This is a genomic window from Bacillus sp. JJ1474 (genome assembly GCF_036965225.1).
GTDB lineage: Bacteria > Bacillota > Bacilli > Bacillales > Cytobacillaceae > Cytobacillus.
The window spans coordinates 373-17,435 of record NZ_JBALPC010000192.1 but is presented as its reverse complement, the minus strand read 5'-3'; the positions used below and the strand labels follow the sequence as shown (position 1 = coordinate 17,435).

The 17,063-nt window shown below is 37.6% G+C and carries 14 protein-coding genes; 11 read left to right on the top strand and 3 right to left on the bottom strand.

Features of this window, described 5'->3' with window-relative positions; all coding sequences use genetic code 11:
• The first annotated feature begins 213 nt into the window (after positions 1 to 213).
• Positions 214 to 1,350 carry a DUF445 domain-containing protein gene (locus V7164_RS20755; RefSeq protein WP_335355113.1) on the top strand — a complete coding sequence of 379 codons (1,137 nt, stop codon included), beginning with the start codon at positions 214 to 216 and terminating at the stop codon, positions 1,348 to 1,350.
• 94 nt (positions 1,351 to 1,444) lie between these two features.
• A complete protein-coding gene (locus V7164_RS20750) occupies positions 1,445 to 1,795 on the top strand; it encodes a YlbF family regulator (RefSeq protein WP_335355148.1) in 351 nt (116 codons plus the stop codon).
• A gap of 73 nt (positions 1,796 to 1,868) precedes the next feature.
• Here V7164_RS20750 and V7164_RS20745 read toward each other — a convergent pair whose 3' ends face one another.
• Positions 1,869 to 2,069, bottom strand: coding sequence for an alpha/beta-type small acid-soluble spore protein (locus V7164_RS20745; protein WP_066295079.1), 201 nt, complete (start codon positions 2,067 to 2,069; stop codon positions 1,869 to 1,871).
• A gap of 191 nt (positions 2,070 to 2,260) precedes the next feature.
• On the opposite strand from V7164_RS20745, the gene V7164_RS20740 reads away from it, so the two are divergent.
• From V7164_RS20740 to V7164_RS20725, 4 genes are all read left to right on the top strand, one after another.
• Positions 2,261 to 3,127 carry a Cof-type HAD-IIB family hydrolase gene (locus V7164_RS20740; protein ID WP_335355147.1) on the top strand — a complete coding sequence of 289 codons (867 nt, stop codon included), beginning with the start codon at positions 2,261 to 2,263 and terminating at the stop codon, positions 3,125 to 3,127.
• Positions 3,128 to 3,287: 160 nt separating this feature from the next.
• Complete coding sequence (locus tag V7164_RS20735) at positions 3,288 to 4,799, top strand: coproporphyrinogen III oxidase (protein ID WP_335355112.1); 1,512 nt, start codon at positions 3,288 to 3,290, stop codon at positions 4,797 to 4,799.
• A 152-nt stretch (positions 4,800 to 4,951) separates the two neighbouring features.
• On the top strand, positions 4,952 to 6,571 hold the full coding sequence (locus V7164_RS20730) for a long-chain fatty acid--CoA ligase (protein ID WP_335355146.1): 1,620 nt from the start codon (positions 4,952 to 4,954) through the stop codon (positions 6,569 to 6,571).
• Between the two features lie 148 nt (positions 6,572 to 6,719).
• Positions 6,720 to 7,511 carry an enoyl-CoA hydratase gene (locus V7164_RS20725; RefSeq protein WP_335355111.1) on the top strand — a complete coding sequence of 264 codons (792 nt, stop codon included), beginning with the start codon at positions 6,720 to 6,722 and terminating at the stop codon, positions 7,509 to 7,511.
• A gap of 61 nt (positions 7,512 to 7,572) precedes the next feature.
• Here the strand turns inward: V7164_RS20725 and V7164_RS20720 are convergent, their stop codons facing one another.
• Positions 7,573 to 7,758 carry a YhzD family protein gene (locus tag V7164_RS20720; protein ID WP_335355110.1) on the bottom strand — a complete coding sequence of 62 codons (186 nt, stop codon included), beginning with the start codon at positions 7,756 to 7,758 and terminating at the stop codon, positions 7,573 to 7,575.
• A gap of 166 nt (positions 7,759 to 7,924) precedes the next feature.
• Here V7164_RS20720 and V7164_RS20715 point away from each other — a divergent pair, with 166 nt between their 5' ends.
• Both V7164_RS20715 and V7164_RS20710 read left to right on the top strand, forming a co-directional pair.
• Positions 7,925 to 8,824: an ABC transporter ATP-binding protein gene (locus V7164_RS20715; protein ID WP_335355109.1), complete on the top strand. Its 900-nt coding sequence runs from the start codon at positions 7,925 to 7,927 to the stop codon at positions 8,822 to 8,824.
• Positions 8,817 to 10,073, top strand: coding sequence for an ABC transporter permease (locus tag V7164_RS20710; protein WP_335355108.1), 1,257 nt, complete (start codon positions 8,817 to 8,819; stop codon positions 10,071 to 10,073). Before V7164_RS20715 ends, V7164_RS20710 begins: the two co-directional genes overlap by 8 nt.
• Positions 10,074 to 10,109: 36 nt before the next feature.
• Here V7164_RS20710 and V7164_RS20705 read toward each other — a convergent pair whose 3' ends face one another.
• The gene (locus V7164_RS20705; protein WP_335344881.1) at positions 10,110 to 11,465 is read right to left on the bottom strand and encodes an arsenic transporter; all 1,356 of its coding nucleotides are present in this window, start codon (positions 11,463 to 11,465) and stop codon (positions 10,110 to 10,112) included.
• Between the two features lie 299 nt (positions 11,466 to 11,764).
• Between V7164_RS20705 and V7164_RS20700 the strand changes: the two genes are divergently transcribed.
• The 3 genes from V7164_RS20700 (at position 11,765) to yhaM (ending at position 16,830) form a co-directional block, all read left to right on the top strand.
• Positions 11,765 to 12,985: a metallophosphoesterase family protein gene (locus tag V7164_RS20700; RefSeq protein WP_335355107.1), complete on the top strand. Its 1,221-nt coding sequence runs from the start codon at positions 11,765 to 11,767 to the stop codon at positions 12,983 to 12,985.
• A gap of 11 nt (positions 12,986 to 12,996) precedes the next feature.
• The gene (locus V7164_RS20695; RefSeq protein WP_335355106.1) at positions 12,997 to 15,795 is read left to right on the top strand and encodes an ATP-binding protein; all 2,799 of its coding nucleotides are present in this window, start codon (positions 12,997 to 12,999) and stop codon (positions 15,793 to 15,795) included.
• A 90-nt stretch (positions 15,796 to 15,885) separates the two neighbouring features.
• On the top strand, positions 15,886 to 16,830 hold the full coding sequence (gene yhaM, locus V7164_RS20690; RefSeq protein WP_335355105.1) for a 3'-5' exoribonuclease YhaM: 945 nt from the start codon (positions 15,886 to 15,888) through the stop codon (positions 16,828 to 16,830).
• The last annotated feature ends 233 nt before the right edge of the window (positions 16,831 to 17,063 follow it).

Sequence of the window (17,063 nt, the reverse complement as noted above, 5' to 3'; positions counted from 1 at the left end):
GACTAAGAACGCCACGTCCTGTGGCAACGTCTGTGTGACCCACATCCTGTGGGCCGCAACTAACATTCTGCGGGGGATGAAGGAACTCCCCCACAGAATGAAGTTTCACTAACGCATTAATAATGAAAAAATAGGCAAAAGCTGATAAAGTATCGTATGTAAAAAAGGTTAAAATTGTGCGCAAGTCCAGATGGAAGGTAGATGTTCAATCACATGAAAATTTTATTGACAATTTTATTAATGGTAACTATTGGGGCAGTTATTAATGGGTTCACCAATTACCTTGCCATAAAAATGCTATTTAGGCCTTATAAAGCTTTATATATTGGAAAGTGGAGAGTTCCATTTACACCCGGTTTAATCCCAAGGCGCCGAGACGAGCTTGCAGTACAAATGGGGAAGATGGTCGTTAACCATCTTTTAACACCTGAAAGTATTAAAAGGAAATTTTTAAATGACAATTTTCAAAAGGAAATGACAGCAGTTGTTCAAAGGGAACTGGATAGTTTCTTAATTAGTGAGAAAAGCCCTGCACAATTATTGGATAACTTAGGGATAAAAAATGTCCACGAGAAAACAGAAAAGCGTTTGAATGAGGTTGTAGAGCAAAAATTTGAAAGTATACTGGAGAAATATCGAGATCAGCCATTAAAAATGATTATTCCAGAAAAAATGATCGAAAAAGTAAATGGAAAAATCCCCGAAATCAGCAAGTTTATTCTTCAAAAAGGGGTTGATTATTTTTCAAGCCTTGAAGGTAATTTGCGAATTCAGAAAATGGCCGATGATTTTTTAAAGGAACGAAGTGGTGTTCTTGGAAGTATGATGCAAATGTTTATGGGAAACATCAATATAGCTGATAAGATACAGCCGGAAATTATCAAGTTTTTAAAGAATGAGGGTACAGCTGATATAATCACTTCACTAATAAAAAAAGAATGGGATAAAATCCTTGAATGGGAAGCTGCTAAGATTGAAGAGCAATTTAATAAAGAAGAAATCCTTTCTTTTGTGAAGAAAAGTGTTAATAATGTCATAAAATTAGAACAATTATTTCATGCACCGATTTCTAAATTGAGTGAAGCTTACCGGTCAGAAATCATTGATTCAATTGTGCCCAAGGGTGTTGAGTTTTTTGGAGAATGGCTAACTAGCCGGGTAGATGTGTTAATGGAGAGGCTTCGATTACAAGAAATTATTCGGGAGCAAGTAGAAGCATTCTCTGTCGAGAGACTGGAAGAAATGGTACTAACCATTATTAATAGCGAATTAAAAATGATTACACTTCTAGGGGCATTGCTTGGTGGAATTATTGGTCTATTTCAAGGGATTTTGGCCATTCTGCTTTAGAGCAGTTTACCAATTATCAGATACACACCTCGCAATGAATGGCATAGTTTGGTATAGTGAAGTGATTGCCCAAAATGGAAAGGGGATTCAAAAGATGGCAGTTAATTTATTTAATATCGCAGGTGAACTTGAGAGAGCAGTAAGGCAAAGCAATGAATATTTAATTTTGAAGCAAGCTTATGCTGAGGTCAATGCTGATCCATCAGCAAAGGCGATGTTTGATAACTTTCGCCATATTCAAATGCAGCTTCAACAAAAACAAATGATGGGGCAGGATATATCTCAGGCAGAGGTTGAGCAGGCACAAAAATCTGTAGCACTCGTACAGCAAAATCCTAAAATAGCCAAGCTAATGGAAGCAGAGCAGAGGATGAGCATGCTTATTGCTGAGTTAAATAAAATCATTATGAAACCACTTGAAGAATTATATGGACCACTAGGTTAATTCCATATTTGGATATGAAAACCGCTCCTTATTTTAGGAGCGGTTTTTCATATGTAATTATTGAGTTGATTCTTTAAAACCTGCCGCCAAGCTGCTGCTCAGCCATTTGTACAAGGCGCTTCGTAATTTCTCCACCAACTGAACCATTAGCTCTTGAAGATGTTTCTGGGCCAAGGTTCACACCGAATTCTGTTGCAATTTCGTACTTCATTTGCTCAATTGCCTGAGAAACTCCTGGTACTACTAGCTGATTTGAATTGTTGCTTCTTGCCATGTAAATCATCTCCTTTGGTGTAATTAAATGTTACAGTCCTATTTTTAATTGAATAATTACTCTTTATACATTTTTTAAATTGGTAAATTTTTCAGGGAATGAAGTTTTCACAGGGATTGTTCTATTCCTTTTTCTCCTTTCATAAAAGTGTAATAGGACAATTTTACACTCCACGAATAGGGGGCAATATGATGATTTACAGGCTGTTAGCGTTAAATATTGATGGCACTCTTCTTCAATCAAATGGAAGACTTCATAAATCTACAAAAGAAGCGATCGAATATGTGCAGCAAAAAGGTATCTATGTAACACTAGTAACGGCAAGAAGCTTTCCATCCGCAAAAAAAGTGGCAAAAGCACTAAAATTAGACTCATCCATTGTCGCACATAGTGGAGCTTATATTGCCAGCTCACGGGATAAACCCATTTTTGTCAGGCGGATTGCAGAGGATGTAACTTATGAAATTGTGAGGTTGCTTGAAGGATTTTCCTGTCAGATTCGATTGGTTCATGAAAAATATTCGTTAGCCAACAAATCTAAGCTAAATCATAATATGCTTGCTAAGACCGTCTTTTCATCAGGAGATCCGATTTTTTATTCTCAGCAATTTGTCGATTCCTTAAGTGATACGATCCTCGATGACCCTGCCAATCCTCCGAAAATAGAAGTTTATTTTGAGGATGAAACAGATCAATTGGATGCAACGGCAGCCATAAAAGGGATGTTTTCAGAAATTGATATTCTCCAGCTGAACAATCTCCGTATCGATATAATACCAGCTGGAGTTTCCAAGCTTAATGGTTTGTTGTATTTAGGAGACCACTTAGATATTGCCCGCAGTGAAATGGTTGTGATTGGGGATGGCCTCGATGATCTTGGCATGATTGAAGCTGCCGGACTCGGTGTTGCCATGGGAAATGCACCTGTAGAAGTTAAAAAAGCAGCGGATTGGGTCACACGTCTGAATAATCAGCACGGCGTTACCTATATGGTGAAGGAGCATTTCAGAAAGCAGCATCCGATTGAATTTTTGAAGAAAATGAATTTATTGAAATAGTTTTATTCAAAAGGAGTTGATCTTAACAGATCAGCTCTTTACATATTGACCTTAAATAATCATTTCTGTACACTTAAATAGGTTCATAATAATACAATTCTAACTGCCATCAAATCTATTTTGATGGTAGTTTCACTATATTGATAAAAAGGTGATTGCATTGCAAATTTTAGTTACAGGGTTACAAGATGAGCGGTTTCTGCGTCCGCTTCAACTGATCGCAAATTTATTTTTTGAGGAATGCCAAGTGTCCTTGAATTCTCATTATGATGAGGATTTAAAGATCGTTATTAATCTGGAAGCAAAAGAATCTATTCGTGTTAAAGCTTCGCTTACAGATCGGGATAGGATGGAGAAGGCAGCATCCTATGAAGCTTTATTAATAGATACAGAGTCAGAGAAAGAGCATTTTAAGCAAATTAAAACTGCCGTTTCCCATGTATATTTAAAGGTTCTACAAGAGTGGACTGGCATTAGTCAAAAGTGGGGAATCCTTACTGGAATCCGTCCAACAAAGCTTCTGCATCGCCATATGAAAATGAAAACACCTATGGCCGAGGCACATCATCAATTAAAAGAGGATTACTTAATTACAGATGAAAAGATCCAGCTTATGCAGCAAATTGTTGACAGGCAACTGACTGTTGTACCTGACCTTTATGAGCTTCAAAATGAAGTCAGCATTTATATTGGAATTCCATTCTGCCCAACAAAGTGTGCCTATTGTACATTCCCGGCTTATGCCATTAATGGACGGCAAGGGTCTGTTGATTCATTCTTAGGAGGTCTTCATTATGAAATGAGGAAGGTTGGGGACTGGCTTAAAGAAAATAAGGTGAAAATCACGACAGTTTACTACGGCGGGGGCACCCCTACAAGTATTACCGCTGATGAGATGGATATGCTTTATGAAGAAATGTATACCTCATTCCCTGATGTGGAAAAGATACGTGAAATTACCGTTGAAGCAGGAAGGCCGGACACGATCACAACTGAAAAGCTCGAAGTGTTAAAAAAGTGGAAAATAGATCGGATTAGCATTAATCCGCAGTCCTATATTCAGGAAACATTAAAAGCGATTGGAAGACATCATACTGTTGAAGAAACGATAGAAAAGTTCCATTTAGCACGAAATATGGGCATGAATAATATTAATATGGATTTAATTATTGGGCTCCCAGGTGAAGGCATGCCGGAATTTTCACACACACTAAGTGAAACAGAAAAGCTCTTGCCAGAATCGCTTACTGTGCATACTCTTTCTTTCAAACGTGCTTCCGAAATGACGAAAAACAAGGAAAAATACAAGGTAGCCGATCGAAATGAAATTGAAAAGATGATGGACACGGCTGAGAATTGGACAAAAGAGCATAACTATACCCCATATTATTTATATAGACAAAAAAATATCCTTGGCAATCTTGAGAATGTTGGCTACTCACTTCCCGGTCAGGACAGTATCTATAATATTATGATCATGGAAGAGCAGCAGACGATAATTGGTCTGGGTTGTGGCGCAGCTAGTAAATTTGTCCATCCGACCACAGGGAAAATCACACAATTTGCCAATCCGAAGGACCCAAAAACATACAATGAAAGCTTTGAGAAATACACAGATGAGAAGTTGAGATTATTAAGTGAATTATTTGATACACAAGAAACCCTTGTTTAAAACAGCAGGGGTTTTTCTTAATGATGATATTTTTGAAAATTTAGAAAATAAGAAGGGTTTTTCTAAATTAAATAGAATGTTTTAGGTACAAAAGATCATACACTTCATTGAATAGAATGTAAGCGCTTAATTTAAGGGAGGAATCGAATATGATGATGCAAACACCTTTAACAATGACGCAAATGATCAAGAGAGCGGAAAGATTTTTTCCAAAGAAACAGGTTGTATCAAGAACAGCGAGCGGGATTCAGCGGTTTACATATAAGCAGATAGCTGACCGGACAAGAAGGCTTGCTGAAAGTCTCCAAAAGCTAGGAGTGGAAAGAGGAGATAAGATAGGGACTCTAGCTTGGAATCACCACCGCCATTTGGAAGCGTATTTTGCGATTCCATGCAGCGGGGCCGTACTCCATACGATTAATATTCGCCTATCTCCGCAGCATATTGTTTTTATTATTAATCATGCAGAGGATAAAGTTCTTTTAATTGACTCAGATATCCTCCCGTTGATTGAAGCAGTAAAGGACAAGTTGCCGAATGTGAAAGCATTTATCATCATGACGGATGATGAAGAGCTTCCTGAAACAACTTTATCTCCTGTTTACCATTACGAGCAGTTACTTGAAGAGGCTACGGGTGACTATGATTATCCAGATGATCTTGATGAAAATGCTCCAGCTGGCATGTGCTATACGTCAGCCACGACAGGGAATCCAAAAGGTGTCATCTATTCTCATCGCGGAATCGTCCTTCACAGTATGGCATTAGGAATGGCAGATAGTGCGGGGGTTAGTGAGAAGGATATTGCCATGCCGGTCGTTCCGATGTTTCATGTTAATGCATGGGGATTGCCGTTTGCAGCTGTTTGGTTTGGCACAAACCTAGTTATGCCGGGTCCGTATTTTACTCCAAGGCTATTAGCTGAACTCATTCAAGAGGAAAAGGTGACCATAACAGCAGGTGTTCCAACGATTTGGCTGGGATTATTAAAGGAGCTTGACGAAAACAAGTATGATATGAGCTCACTGCGTTCAGTCCTATGTGGCGGTTCTGCAGCACCGAAAGGGATGATCAAAGCCTTTGAACAAAAGCACAATATTCCTTTCATGCATGCTTATGGGATGACTGAAACGAGTCCATTAGTCGTAATTTCTACCTTAAAAAGCTATCAGGAAGAGCTTTCCTATGAGGAGCGTCTAGACTTGAAAGCAAAGCAGGGCATTCTCGTTCCAGGACTTGAAATGAAAATTGTCGGGAAGGATGGAGAAGCAACTTGGGATGGAAAGGAAATGGGGGAGCTTGCTATTCGGGGACCTTGGATTGCCTCAGAATATTATAAGGACGAACGAACGTCTGAGGCGTTTCGTGATGGGTGGCTCTACACAGGGGATGTGGTCACCATCGATGAGGAAGGCTTTATGAAAATTGTCGACCGAACGATGGATTTGATTAAGAGTGGCGGAGAGTGGATTTCCTCTGTTGATATTGAAAACGCCTTGATGGCACATGAGGCTGTCTTTGAGGCAGCTGTAGTAGCTGTACCTCATGAAGAATGGCAGGAGCGTCCAGTTGCGTGTGTAGTCCTAAAAGAAGCTTATCAAGGTAAAGTAGACAAACAAGAAATATTGGAATTTTTAAAGCCGCAATTTGCCAAATGGTGGCTTCCAGATGAGATATTATTCTTAAATGAAATTCCGAAAACCTCCGTTGGCAAGTTTCTGAAGATGGCACTAAGAGATCAGGTACAAAAGGATCTGACCGAGACAAAATAGGTAAAGTATGCGGCCGTATTTTTTTACGGTCGTTTCTCATTTTGGCTGTTCAAATTATTATCAATAATATTATGAATAATCGTTCATTTAAGTTTTTAAATATGATGAAAGTCATTATAATTAGATTTAAAGAAAGGGAGGGGTTAGATTGACTATTGACTTTGGAACTGAAACAGTAAATTTGGTAATTCATGGACGTGTGGCTACAATTGAGCTGAACAGACCAGATTCCCTTAATGCGTTAAGCGTAGAAATGCTTAAGGATCTGGCTGCTGTATTAAAGAAGGTTACTACTGTTGATGAGGTTGATATTGTTGTCTTGACAGGAAAAGGACGGGCTTTCTGTTCAGGGGGAGACATTAAAACGATGTTATCGTCAACTGATAAAAGTGCCTTTCCTGAAGTGATGGATAGCATTAGTACAGTCGTAAAAGAGCTTTATTGCATGCCTAAATTAACAATTAGTGCAATTTCGGGTGCAGCTGCAGGTCTTGGTCTTAGCCTTGCCTTAGCGACTGATTATGTGATAGCTGAGAAATCGAGCAAGATTGCGATGAATTTTATTGGAATCGCCTTAATTCCTGATGGTGCGGCCCATTATTTCTTAGAAAAGCGTCTTGGAGAAGATAAAGCAAAGCACCTCATTTGGGAAGGGAGGCCATTAGCTGCTGATGAGGCTTATCAGCTAGGTCTTATTCATGAGGCAGTTGAAGAGGAGCTGAACAATGTACTAGACAAAAAAATAAATACTTGGCTAAGAAGCCCAGTAAAAGCCATGATTGAAACGAAAAAAATCTTTATAGAAAAAAACCTCCTAGAACTAAATAAAATCCTCGAGCTTGAAAAAGCGGGTCAGTATAAAATGACGCAAACGCAAGATCACCAAGAGGGCATTCAAGCGTTCATCGAAAAAAGAAAACCTGTATTTATCGGAAAATAATGTGAGCGAAAAGCAAAAAAGGTTAGCTTCAGTTCTTTTTTGCTATCGCCATTTAAGTCCATTAAGAATGAAATAAAATGAGTTTCCCAGAAGGAGAAGTGCAGCGATATGTTTTTTCATCGAAGCCTTTTTCCTTTATCATTTGCTCGCCCTTCCCTTTTGCCTCTATATCATCTCCTGCTTGAAAGGCCTCGTCTAAAAGCTTTTCTCCACTTTTTTCAAAAACAGTTAATTTATATGTCTTCATAAAAAATCCTCCTTGATCCTAATAATAGTGATTACTATTATTTTTCCATAATTTTCGGATTTGTGCAAAGTCTTTATTAATGGAGATCAAATAGGAAAAAATGAAAAAGTATTTGAACCTTTTTTCTATATTAATCGTATAAGTAAGAGGATAGGAGGAGTATGAAATGGGATTAAAATTAGAGCATGTAACAAAGCGCTTTGGAAAGTTTACAGCTGTTGATGACCTTTCAATAACGATTCCCGAAAAAGAAATGTTTGGCTTTCTTGGGGCGAACGGAGCGGGAAAAACGACAACTTTTCGAATGATTCTTGGCTTAATTGATGCAAGTGAAGGGAATATCACATGGGACGGAAAACGGATTGATTATTCTACTAGTCCGCTTATTGGGTACCTGCCAGAGGAAAGAGGGTTATACCCGAAGCTTAAGGTTAAGGATCAAATTGTGTATTTAGCGAGATTAAGGGGAATGCATAAACAAGAAATATTGAAGGAGCTTGACTACTGGCTGAACCGGTTTAAAGTACCTGAATATGTGGATAAAAAAGTCGAGGAGCTTTCTAAGGGGAACCAACAAAAAATCCAATTTATTACAGCGGTCATACATAAACCAAAATTATTAATTCTCGATGAACCTTTTAGCGGTTTAGATCCAGTAAATGTGGAACAGCTTAAAGATGCTGTTATTGAATTGAAGAATAAAGGGACTACGATTGTTTTCTCTTCCCATCGCATGGAGCATGTGGAAGAAATGTGTGAGCATTTGTGCATCATGCATAGAGGGAAGCCAGTTGTGAAAGGGGCCCTAAAAGAAATCAAACGTTCATTCGGGAAAAAGAATTTAGTTATTCATGCTGACTTCAGCCTTGAGTATTTAAAGAATTATCCTGGAGTTTCAAGGGCTCGGCAAACGACTGAAGGCATCCATTTGCAAATCGAAAGTGAAGACATTGCAGAGAGAGTCTTGAAGGAGATTGTTGGAAAAGGATTTATTCGAAAGTTTGCACTTGAAGAGCCTTCATTGAATGATATTTTTATTGAGAAGGTGGGTGCTTCCTATGAGTAATTTTTGGATCATTCTTGGTCATACATACTTTTCCAAGCTCAAAACAAAATCATTTATTATTACAACGCTTATCACAGTGCTAATTGTAGCGGGCCTAACTAATATGTTTAGAATTATGGACTTTTTCAATAAAGGTGAAGGATCTGAAGAAACGATAGCTGTCATAGACGAAACGGGAGAACTAATCAATCCTTTATTGAACCAATTGAAAATGAACAATAGTGATATTCAGCTTAAAACCTTTAATGGTAGTGTAAAAGATGCAGAAAACGCAGTGAAAATGGATGAATATGAAGGCTTGCTCATCCTATCCCATAATCCGGAAGGGTTGCCGGAAGCCGCTTATAAAGCAAGAAGCATTGCTGATACTGCACTTTCTTCAGAACTTCAGCACTACTTGCAGCAAATAAAGACAGAGCTTGCAGCTTCAAAAATAAATTTATCTCAGGATCAATTAGGCAAGCTCTATGAGCCAGTTTCCTTTAGTAAAATCGCACTTGAAGAAAATGCAAAAACGGAAGAAGAATTAAACCAGGCAAGAGGGCTCGTCTATGTCCTGCTCTTTATCATTTATTTCGCTGTTATTTTATACGCGAATATGATTGCCATGGAGGTTGCTACAGAAAAATCCTCACGTGTAATGGAAATTCTTATTTCAAGCGTAGCACCTGTTAAGCAAATGTTTGCAAAGATTATTGGAATAGCCTTGCTTAGTTTAACGCAAATGGGAATTATCCTAGTTGTTGGTTTTTATTTTGTAAAGAGAAATATGGAAAGCATGCAAGGCGGTTTTTTCGAAGTTTTCGGGTTTAGTGATATTCCGATTTCGTCTATTATTTATGCTCTCGTATTCTTTTTACTAGGATACTTCTTATATGCAACATTAGCTGCATTTCTTGGATCGCTTGTCAGCCGGATTGAAGATGTCCAACAAATGATTATGCCGATGACGATGCTTGTTGTGGCAGGATTTATGATATCCATGTTTGGACTAAGCCAGCCGGATACGTCTTTTATGACGATTGCCTCTTATATTCCATTTTTCACGCCGATGCTTATGTTTATGCGGGTAGGAATGCTGACATTGCCAGTCTGGGAGCCGTTATTAGGCATTGCGATATTGATCATCACGATTGTAATTTTGGCCATATTCGGTGCAAAGGTATATAAAGGGGGAGTTCTCATGTATGGCAAATCAAACTCCTTTAAGGATATTAAAAAGGCTTTGCAGCTTACGAAAAATGAATAAAAGATTAAAAGGCTCTGCACAGTGCAGAGCCTTCTTTTATGCAAACACCATCTGCACCCAGTAATAGAGAAGAAACAATGTAACGATTGTAGAGATTGGAATGACAAGGATGGATACACTAAGATAGTCCTTCCATTTTATTTTAATTTTATATTTCCTCAATATATGCATCCAAATGAGGGAAGCGAGTGTCCCGATTGGCAGTAATAAGGATCCCATATCGCTGCCAATAATATTAGCTAAATAAATGGTCTTTAATGTAATCGCATCTAGTCCCATTTCAGTCAAAGTAATGGTCCCGATCATTAATGCTGGGTGGTTATTAAATATGTTGGAAAGGATGGAAACGAGTCCGCCCATTATAAAGCTTGCTTGAAACAATCCTCTATTTACAATTGGTTCAAAAGTTTGAACGAGTAATTCTGTAAGCCCCACATTATTAAGCCCATAAATGATCACATACATTGAAAAAGCAAATATGAGAATATGCCATGGTGTTTTCTTTATGATATCTACTGGATTTGTTCCTAAATGATACCATCTCCACATAAGTAAGCCGAGTGATCCTAATACAGCGACTAATTCAATCGGAATAGCTAAATAGGATGCAACGAAAAGCAAGCAGCGCATGACGAAAACAAATAATAATACTTTTAACATTAGTTTTGTTCTCTTCTTTTTCGTTTCAACAGATAGTGACTTTTTTAGAGGATGAAAATGCTTTGTGAAAAAAACCTCGTCTATTTCATCCTTTGTGGCCGGCAATTGCTTTGGAAGCTTCTTCTTTAAAACTAGAAACATAATCGTTGCCATAAATAATAATCCCAATGTCGCTGGTACAAACATCATGGCCGTATGCATATATAACGACATGTCTATAATTTTTAAAGCTATTAAATTGACAATATTACTTACGCCGATTGGTGCACTAGATGCAGTAGCGATTAAAGCTCCACTCAATAAATAGGGGATCATTTGATGTGGTTTTAGCCGTAGATTTCTAAGAAGGATGATTAATAGAGGAGTGGTAATTAGGATGCTGCCATCATTATTAAATAATAGTGTCATTAAGAAACATAGTAATTGAATATACCAATATAGCCTATAGCCAGAGCCCCTTGATAAATTTGCAAGTCTGGCAGCTGCCCAGTGAAAAAATCCAAAGCTTTCTAGTATGACAGCCATGACAATGGTTGCCATAATCGTAATTGAGGCACCGCCAATTTTATCTATAATATCGAGAATGTTTGCTTTTGATACAATCCCGGTAAGTAAAATAATCAGGGCTCCAACAGAAGCTGGCCACGCCTCATTTAACCCTTTTGGTCTCCAAAAAATGACTAACATTGTGACAATAAAGACAAATATAGTCATACCAATTTCGAAAGTCATGTTATTTCTCTCCTTATACTCGAAAGGACATCTACCCTGCGTGTCCTATATACCATATTTATATTCATCCTAATGAAGCGGGGTATGGACAAACATCCATTTTAGTCAAAAAGTATGTTTATCCATATAAGCAAGATGCCTACAGAGGATAGGAGACTATGTATGCAAATCTTGTTAATAGCGGAGAAATTTTAAGAAAGAATAGTCTTTGATCTTATCTAAAATGTTTAGATTGTAAGAACGTGCATTCGTATTTAGAATAGGGTAAAATTAGGGGAAAAAGATCGAGAGGTTATCAAATGAAAAAGCTGACATTTATCCATGCTGCAGATTTGCATTTGGATAGTCCAATGATTGGGTTAATGAACTTGCCCCAGAAAATATTTAGTAAACTTCAAGACAGCACTTTTGAGGCATTAAAGACAGTTATAGACAATGCCTTAATCCATCAAGTGGATTTTGTCATTATTGCAGGTGATTTATTTGATGGGGAGAATCGCAGTATTCGTGCCCAGATTAGATTTTGTAAAGAAATGGAGCGCCTGAATGAAAAAAATATTCCAGTGTATGTTGTTCATGGAAATCACGACCATATGGAAGGAAATTGGACACATCTAGCCATGCCAAATAATGTCCACATTTTCTCTCATGAGATAGAGGGAGTCAGGTTTGTTAAGAATGAAAATGTGTCTGTCCATCTTTATGGATTCAGCTATCCTAGAAGGCATGTGTACGATAAAATGATCAATCATTATAAAAAGAAACAGGGAGCGGATTTTCATATTGGGATTCTCCATGGTCATTTGGAAGGGAATAACGAACACGATAAATATGCCCCTTTTTCGATCAAGGATTTACTTGATAAGGAATTTGACTATTGGGCTCTTGGCCACATACATAAACGCCAAACCTTGCATACATTTCCTCCAGTTATTTACTCAGGAAATGTTCAAGGAAGGAATCGAAAGGAGACAGGGAGTAAGGGCTGTTACTTAGTTCAATTAACAGAGGAAGAGGCGGAGCTGCAGTTTATTGAAACTTCAGCAGTTCTTTGGGAGGAAGTGAAAGTAGATGTCTCCAAGGCTTCATCATTTCAAGAGATATATGACATTTGCAAAAGTCTAATGCAGGAGATTAGGGTAGAAAATAAAGGAACCATTGTATCGTTGGACTTAAATGATGTTAATCTGCCAAAACAGGATATGAGTAGCATAACGAATGGGGATTTATTAGATGCTTTGCAGGAAGATGAATGGGAAGAAGAGGCGTTTGTTTGGGTTTCTAGCTTAACAATAAATGAAAAAGCCGATTGGAATCGAGAGCAATTGGCAAATGAATCGGAATTTTACGCGGAGCTTTTTATGACAGCAGACCAATATGACATCTTAGACAGCAGCATTTCAACTTTATTTAGTCATCCAGATGCAAGAAGGCTTCTGCACAGTATATCAGATGAGGAGAAAAGTGAGATTGCCAAAGAGGCAGAGAGACTATTAGTTAATATGTTATATAAGCAATAGGAGGTGATTGGATGAAAATTAAGGATATCCATATTTATGGTTTTGGGAAATTTACAGATTTGAAAATGACTAATATGCATGAGTTTCAAGTTCTATTTGGAGAAAATGAGGCGGGGAAGTCAACGATTATGTCATTTATTCATAGTATTTTATTTGGATTCCCAACGAAGCTTCAATCAGAGCTGAGATATGAACCAAAAGAGGGCACAAAATACGGCGGCAGGATGACTGTAGATATAGACGAAAAAGGGATCGTGATCATAGAAAGGGTTAAAGGGAAAGCCTCGGGAGATGTAAATGTGATGCTTGAGGATGGAACTAGGGGAGGAGAAGAGCTTCTTAGAGACCTTCTACATCGTGTTAATAAAACCTTATTTCAATCGATTTTTTCATTTAGTATACATGGTATTCAAAATGTACATCAAATAAAAGGAGAAGATCTAGGGAAATTCCTATTTTCGGCTGGAGCTTTAGGAACAGATCAGCTTGTTCGTGCTGAAAATTCATTGCAAAAGGAAATGGATAGCCGCTTTAAACCAAATGGCAAAAAACCATACTTAAATGAAAAGCTTAGAGAGCTAAAGCATCTGCGCAGTGAATTAAAAAAGGCTGAGCAGCAAAATGAGCATTATTGGAAACTCAAAAGTGAAAAAGAACGTTTAGAAAAAGAACTGACAGATACACAAGCAGAACAAGCCCTGCTCCATTCGATGAAACTAAAATTAGAAGCCTGGATGCAAATTCAGCCGCTCAAGCTAGAGGAAATGGCCATTTTAGAGGAATTAAAGGAGTATGAGGATATTCAATTTCCAATTGATGGTCATTTAAAATTAGAAAGAATTGAAGAACTGATGAAGCCATTGGAAGGGTATATTTCTAGCCTTACCGATCGGCTGTCTGTTTTAGCAGAGGAGATTAGAAGTAACACACCTGATATCAATCTGCTAGGTCAGGAGCATGAAATCATGAGGGCTGTCGAAAGCCTATCTTTATATGAAAGGCTTGAACAGGAAGAAAAGGAACTGCAAGAAAGGTGTGCACAGCTAAAGGACGAAGAATTAAGTTTAAGAGAAAAGCTTCATTTAAACATTGAAGAGGAAGATTTAATCTCCATAAATACAAGTGTCTTCATGAAAGAAAAAGTCAAAAACGCTCAGGAAAAATATCGGCGGCTCGATTTGAAAAAAATTGACCTTGATGAAAGATTTAATAATGAAAAGCAGATGCTTGAGGAAATCGAAGATAAAATAAAGGAGTATGAAAAAAAGCTTCAGTCTGAAACAGAAAGAAAAGCTTTGGAAGAAAACATTCGGAGAAAAAGAGTTCAGGAAAGGACTCAATTCACAATATTTTCGATACTTTTTTCCGTCTTGATTGCTTGGGGGATATTCGAATCAACATTACCAATCATTTTGCTTGGTGTCATTGGACTTGTTTTTTCAATTTATCTGTTTAATAAGAAATCGGCAAATGCGGATCATGACATTGTTAAAGACAGGAATCAATTAGGACAGCTGACTCAGTTCAAAGTTCAATGGACAGAAAGAAATGCTCAATATGAAAGGGTATTATTGGACTATGAAACTTGGGAAAATGAAATGGTTAAGGCTGAAATGGAAATGATCGAACTTGGAAAAGGCTTGTTTTTGCCTAGAGAAATTGCCCTTGCCCATTTATCTGATGCCTTTGAGCTAATCGAACAGCTAAAAAAGCTTTATCGTGAAAAGAAAATGGCTATTGATAGGCATCAATTAATTACAGCAAAAATTAATGAAATCGTTGAAGCTATCGAGCATCAATGTAATGAGTTTTTAGGATTGACTTATTCGAGCATTCAAGAAATGGCATATACGTTAAGAAAACGATTAAAGGAAGAAATCGAAAAGAATATGGCTTATGAAGGAAGAAAGGAAAAGTTTAATGAACTAAAGGAAGAAAGACAGAAATATCAGCTAGAATGGAATCATTTCAAACGGAAAAAAGAAGAGCTATTTCAACAAGCATTTGTAACAACTGAAAAGTCTTTCCGGGAAACTGGAAAACTTGATGAGAGGAAACGGACGCTCGAGGAACAATTGCTTCATTTACAGAGGCAGTTAAAGATTGCCACGTTAAATGAACAGGAAATGGAATCTTTTCGGGAAATTGCTGATTTAGATGAACGAATTTACAGCAATACAACAAAGCATAAAATACATGAAGAAAATATTCCTATATTGCAAAGCGACATCGCAAAGGTAAAATATGAAATTCAATTGTTAGAAGAAGGAGGCACTTATGCTGATTTATTACATTTATATAAGCATAAGCAGTCAGAATTAGACATAGGGGCACGTGAATGGGCCAAATTTGCTCTGGCAAAGGATATGTTAAATCATACGATTGAACGATTTAAAAATGAGAGACTTCCGAAAATGCTTGAAAAAGCAGAGGAAAATCTGAAGTATTTAACAGATGGCAGATACATAAAAATCTTTCCAAAACAAGAGGGAAGCGGATTCCTTATACAAAGGAAGGATCAGCAATTATTTGAAGCCAATGAGCTAAGCCAAGCAACGGCCGAACTGGTTTATGTGTCATTAAGGCTTGCTTTAGCAGTTACCATTTATGGAAAGTTCTCTTTTCCTATCATTATTGATGACAGCTTTGTTAATTTTGACCAACATCGAACAAAGAAAGTTATTCAATTGCTTAAGCAATTAAACGGGCGCCAGGTTCTGTTTTTTACTTGCCATCAGCATTTATTAACCTATTTCTTAGATGAGCAGATCGTTGAAGTTGGTAAAGAGATGGGAATGCCAATAAACTGAAAGGGAATCAATAGGTTATCCATCGATTTCTGTTAGACTCTTATCTGTCTATGATATACTATTTTAATAGAAAGGAGCGTTGGACCACTTATGTCAAAAGGAATTGTCTATTATGAAGTTGGTGAACAGATCGAACTTTTTTTATTGATAAAAAATGCAACAAAAGGAATTGCAAGTAATGGAAAGCCTTTTTTAACCCTTATTTTTCAAGATCAGAGTGGAGAAATAGAGGCGAAGCTTTGGGATGTGTCTGACGGTGATGAAAAGATCTATATGCCGGAGACCATTGTTAAAGTTTCGGGTGATATATTAAACTATCGGGGGCGTAATCAGCTCAGAATTAGACAAATACGCCCAGCCTCCTCAAGTGATTCTGTTAAACTGGCTGATTTTCTTGAAACAGCCCCTTTAAGTGCCGATGAAATGATTAGTAAAATCACTCAATACATTTTTGAAATGCAAAATCCAAATCTCCAGAGAATTACGCGTCATTTATTAAAAAAGCATCAGCAGGCATTTTTGGAATATCCGGCAGCAACGAAAAATCATCATGAATTTGTTTCAGGATTAGCTTATCATGTAGTTTCTATGCTTGATTTAGCAAAGGCGATAGCGGGCCTTTATCCAAGTCTGGATAAAGATCTATTATACTCGGGAATTATTCTCCATGACTTAGGAAAGGTAATTGAGCTATCTGGCCCAATTTCAACCGTTTATACGATAGAAGGAAATTTACTTGGCCACATAACGATCATGGTTAACGAAATTGGCAAAGCAGCAGAAGAGCTATCCATTACAGGAGAAGAAGTTCTTATTCTGCAGCATTTAGTCCTTTCCCATCACGGAAAGGCAGAATGGGGAAGCCCTAAGCCTCCGCTCATAAAAGAGGCGGAAATTCTTCATTATATTGATAATCTAGACGCTAAAATGAATATGCTTGACCGTGCGCTTGAACGGGTAAAACCAGGTGAATTTACTGAAAGAGTCTTCGCACTTGATAATAGATCATTTTATAAACCTGCTTTCCATAAATAATAATAAAATCGTCCTCCATATTTGGCAGGACGATTTTTTGCTGTTTATTCATATTTCTATTTGAAAAACATAAATATTTTATAAAAGAGTGGACAACCATTCAAATAGAAAAGCGTAAGCGCCTTCGGAACAATCAAAGGACAATTGTTCCTGCGATGATTATTCGCAGAAGCTATCCTTTGTGTCCACCCCCGACAAGCACAAGAAAGCCTCTCGGAAAGGTGAGCTCTACC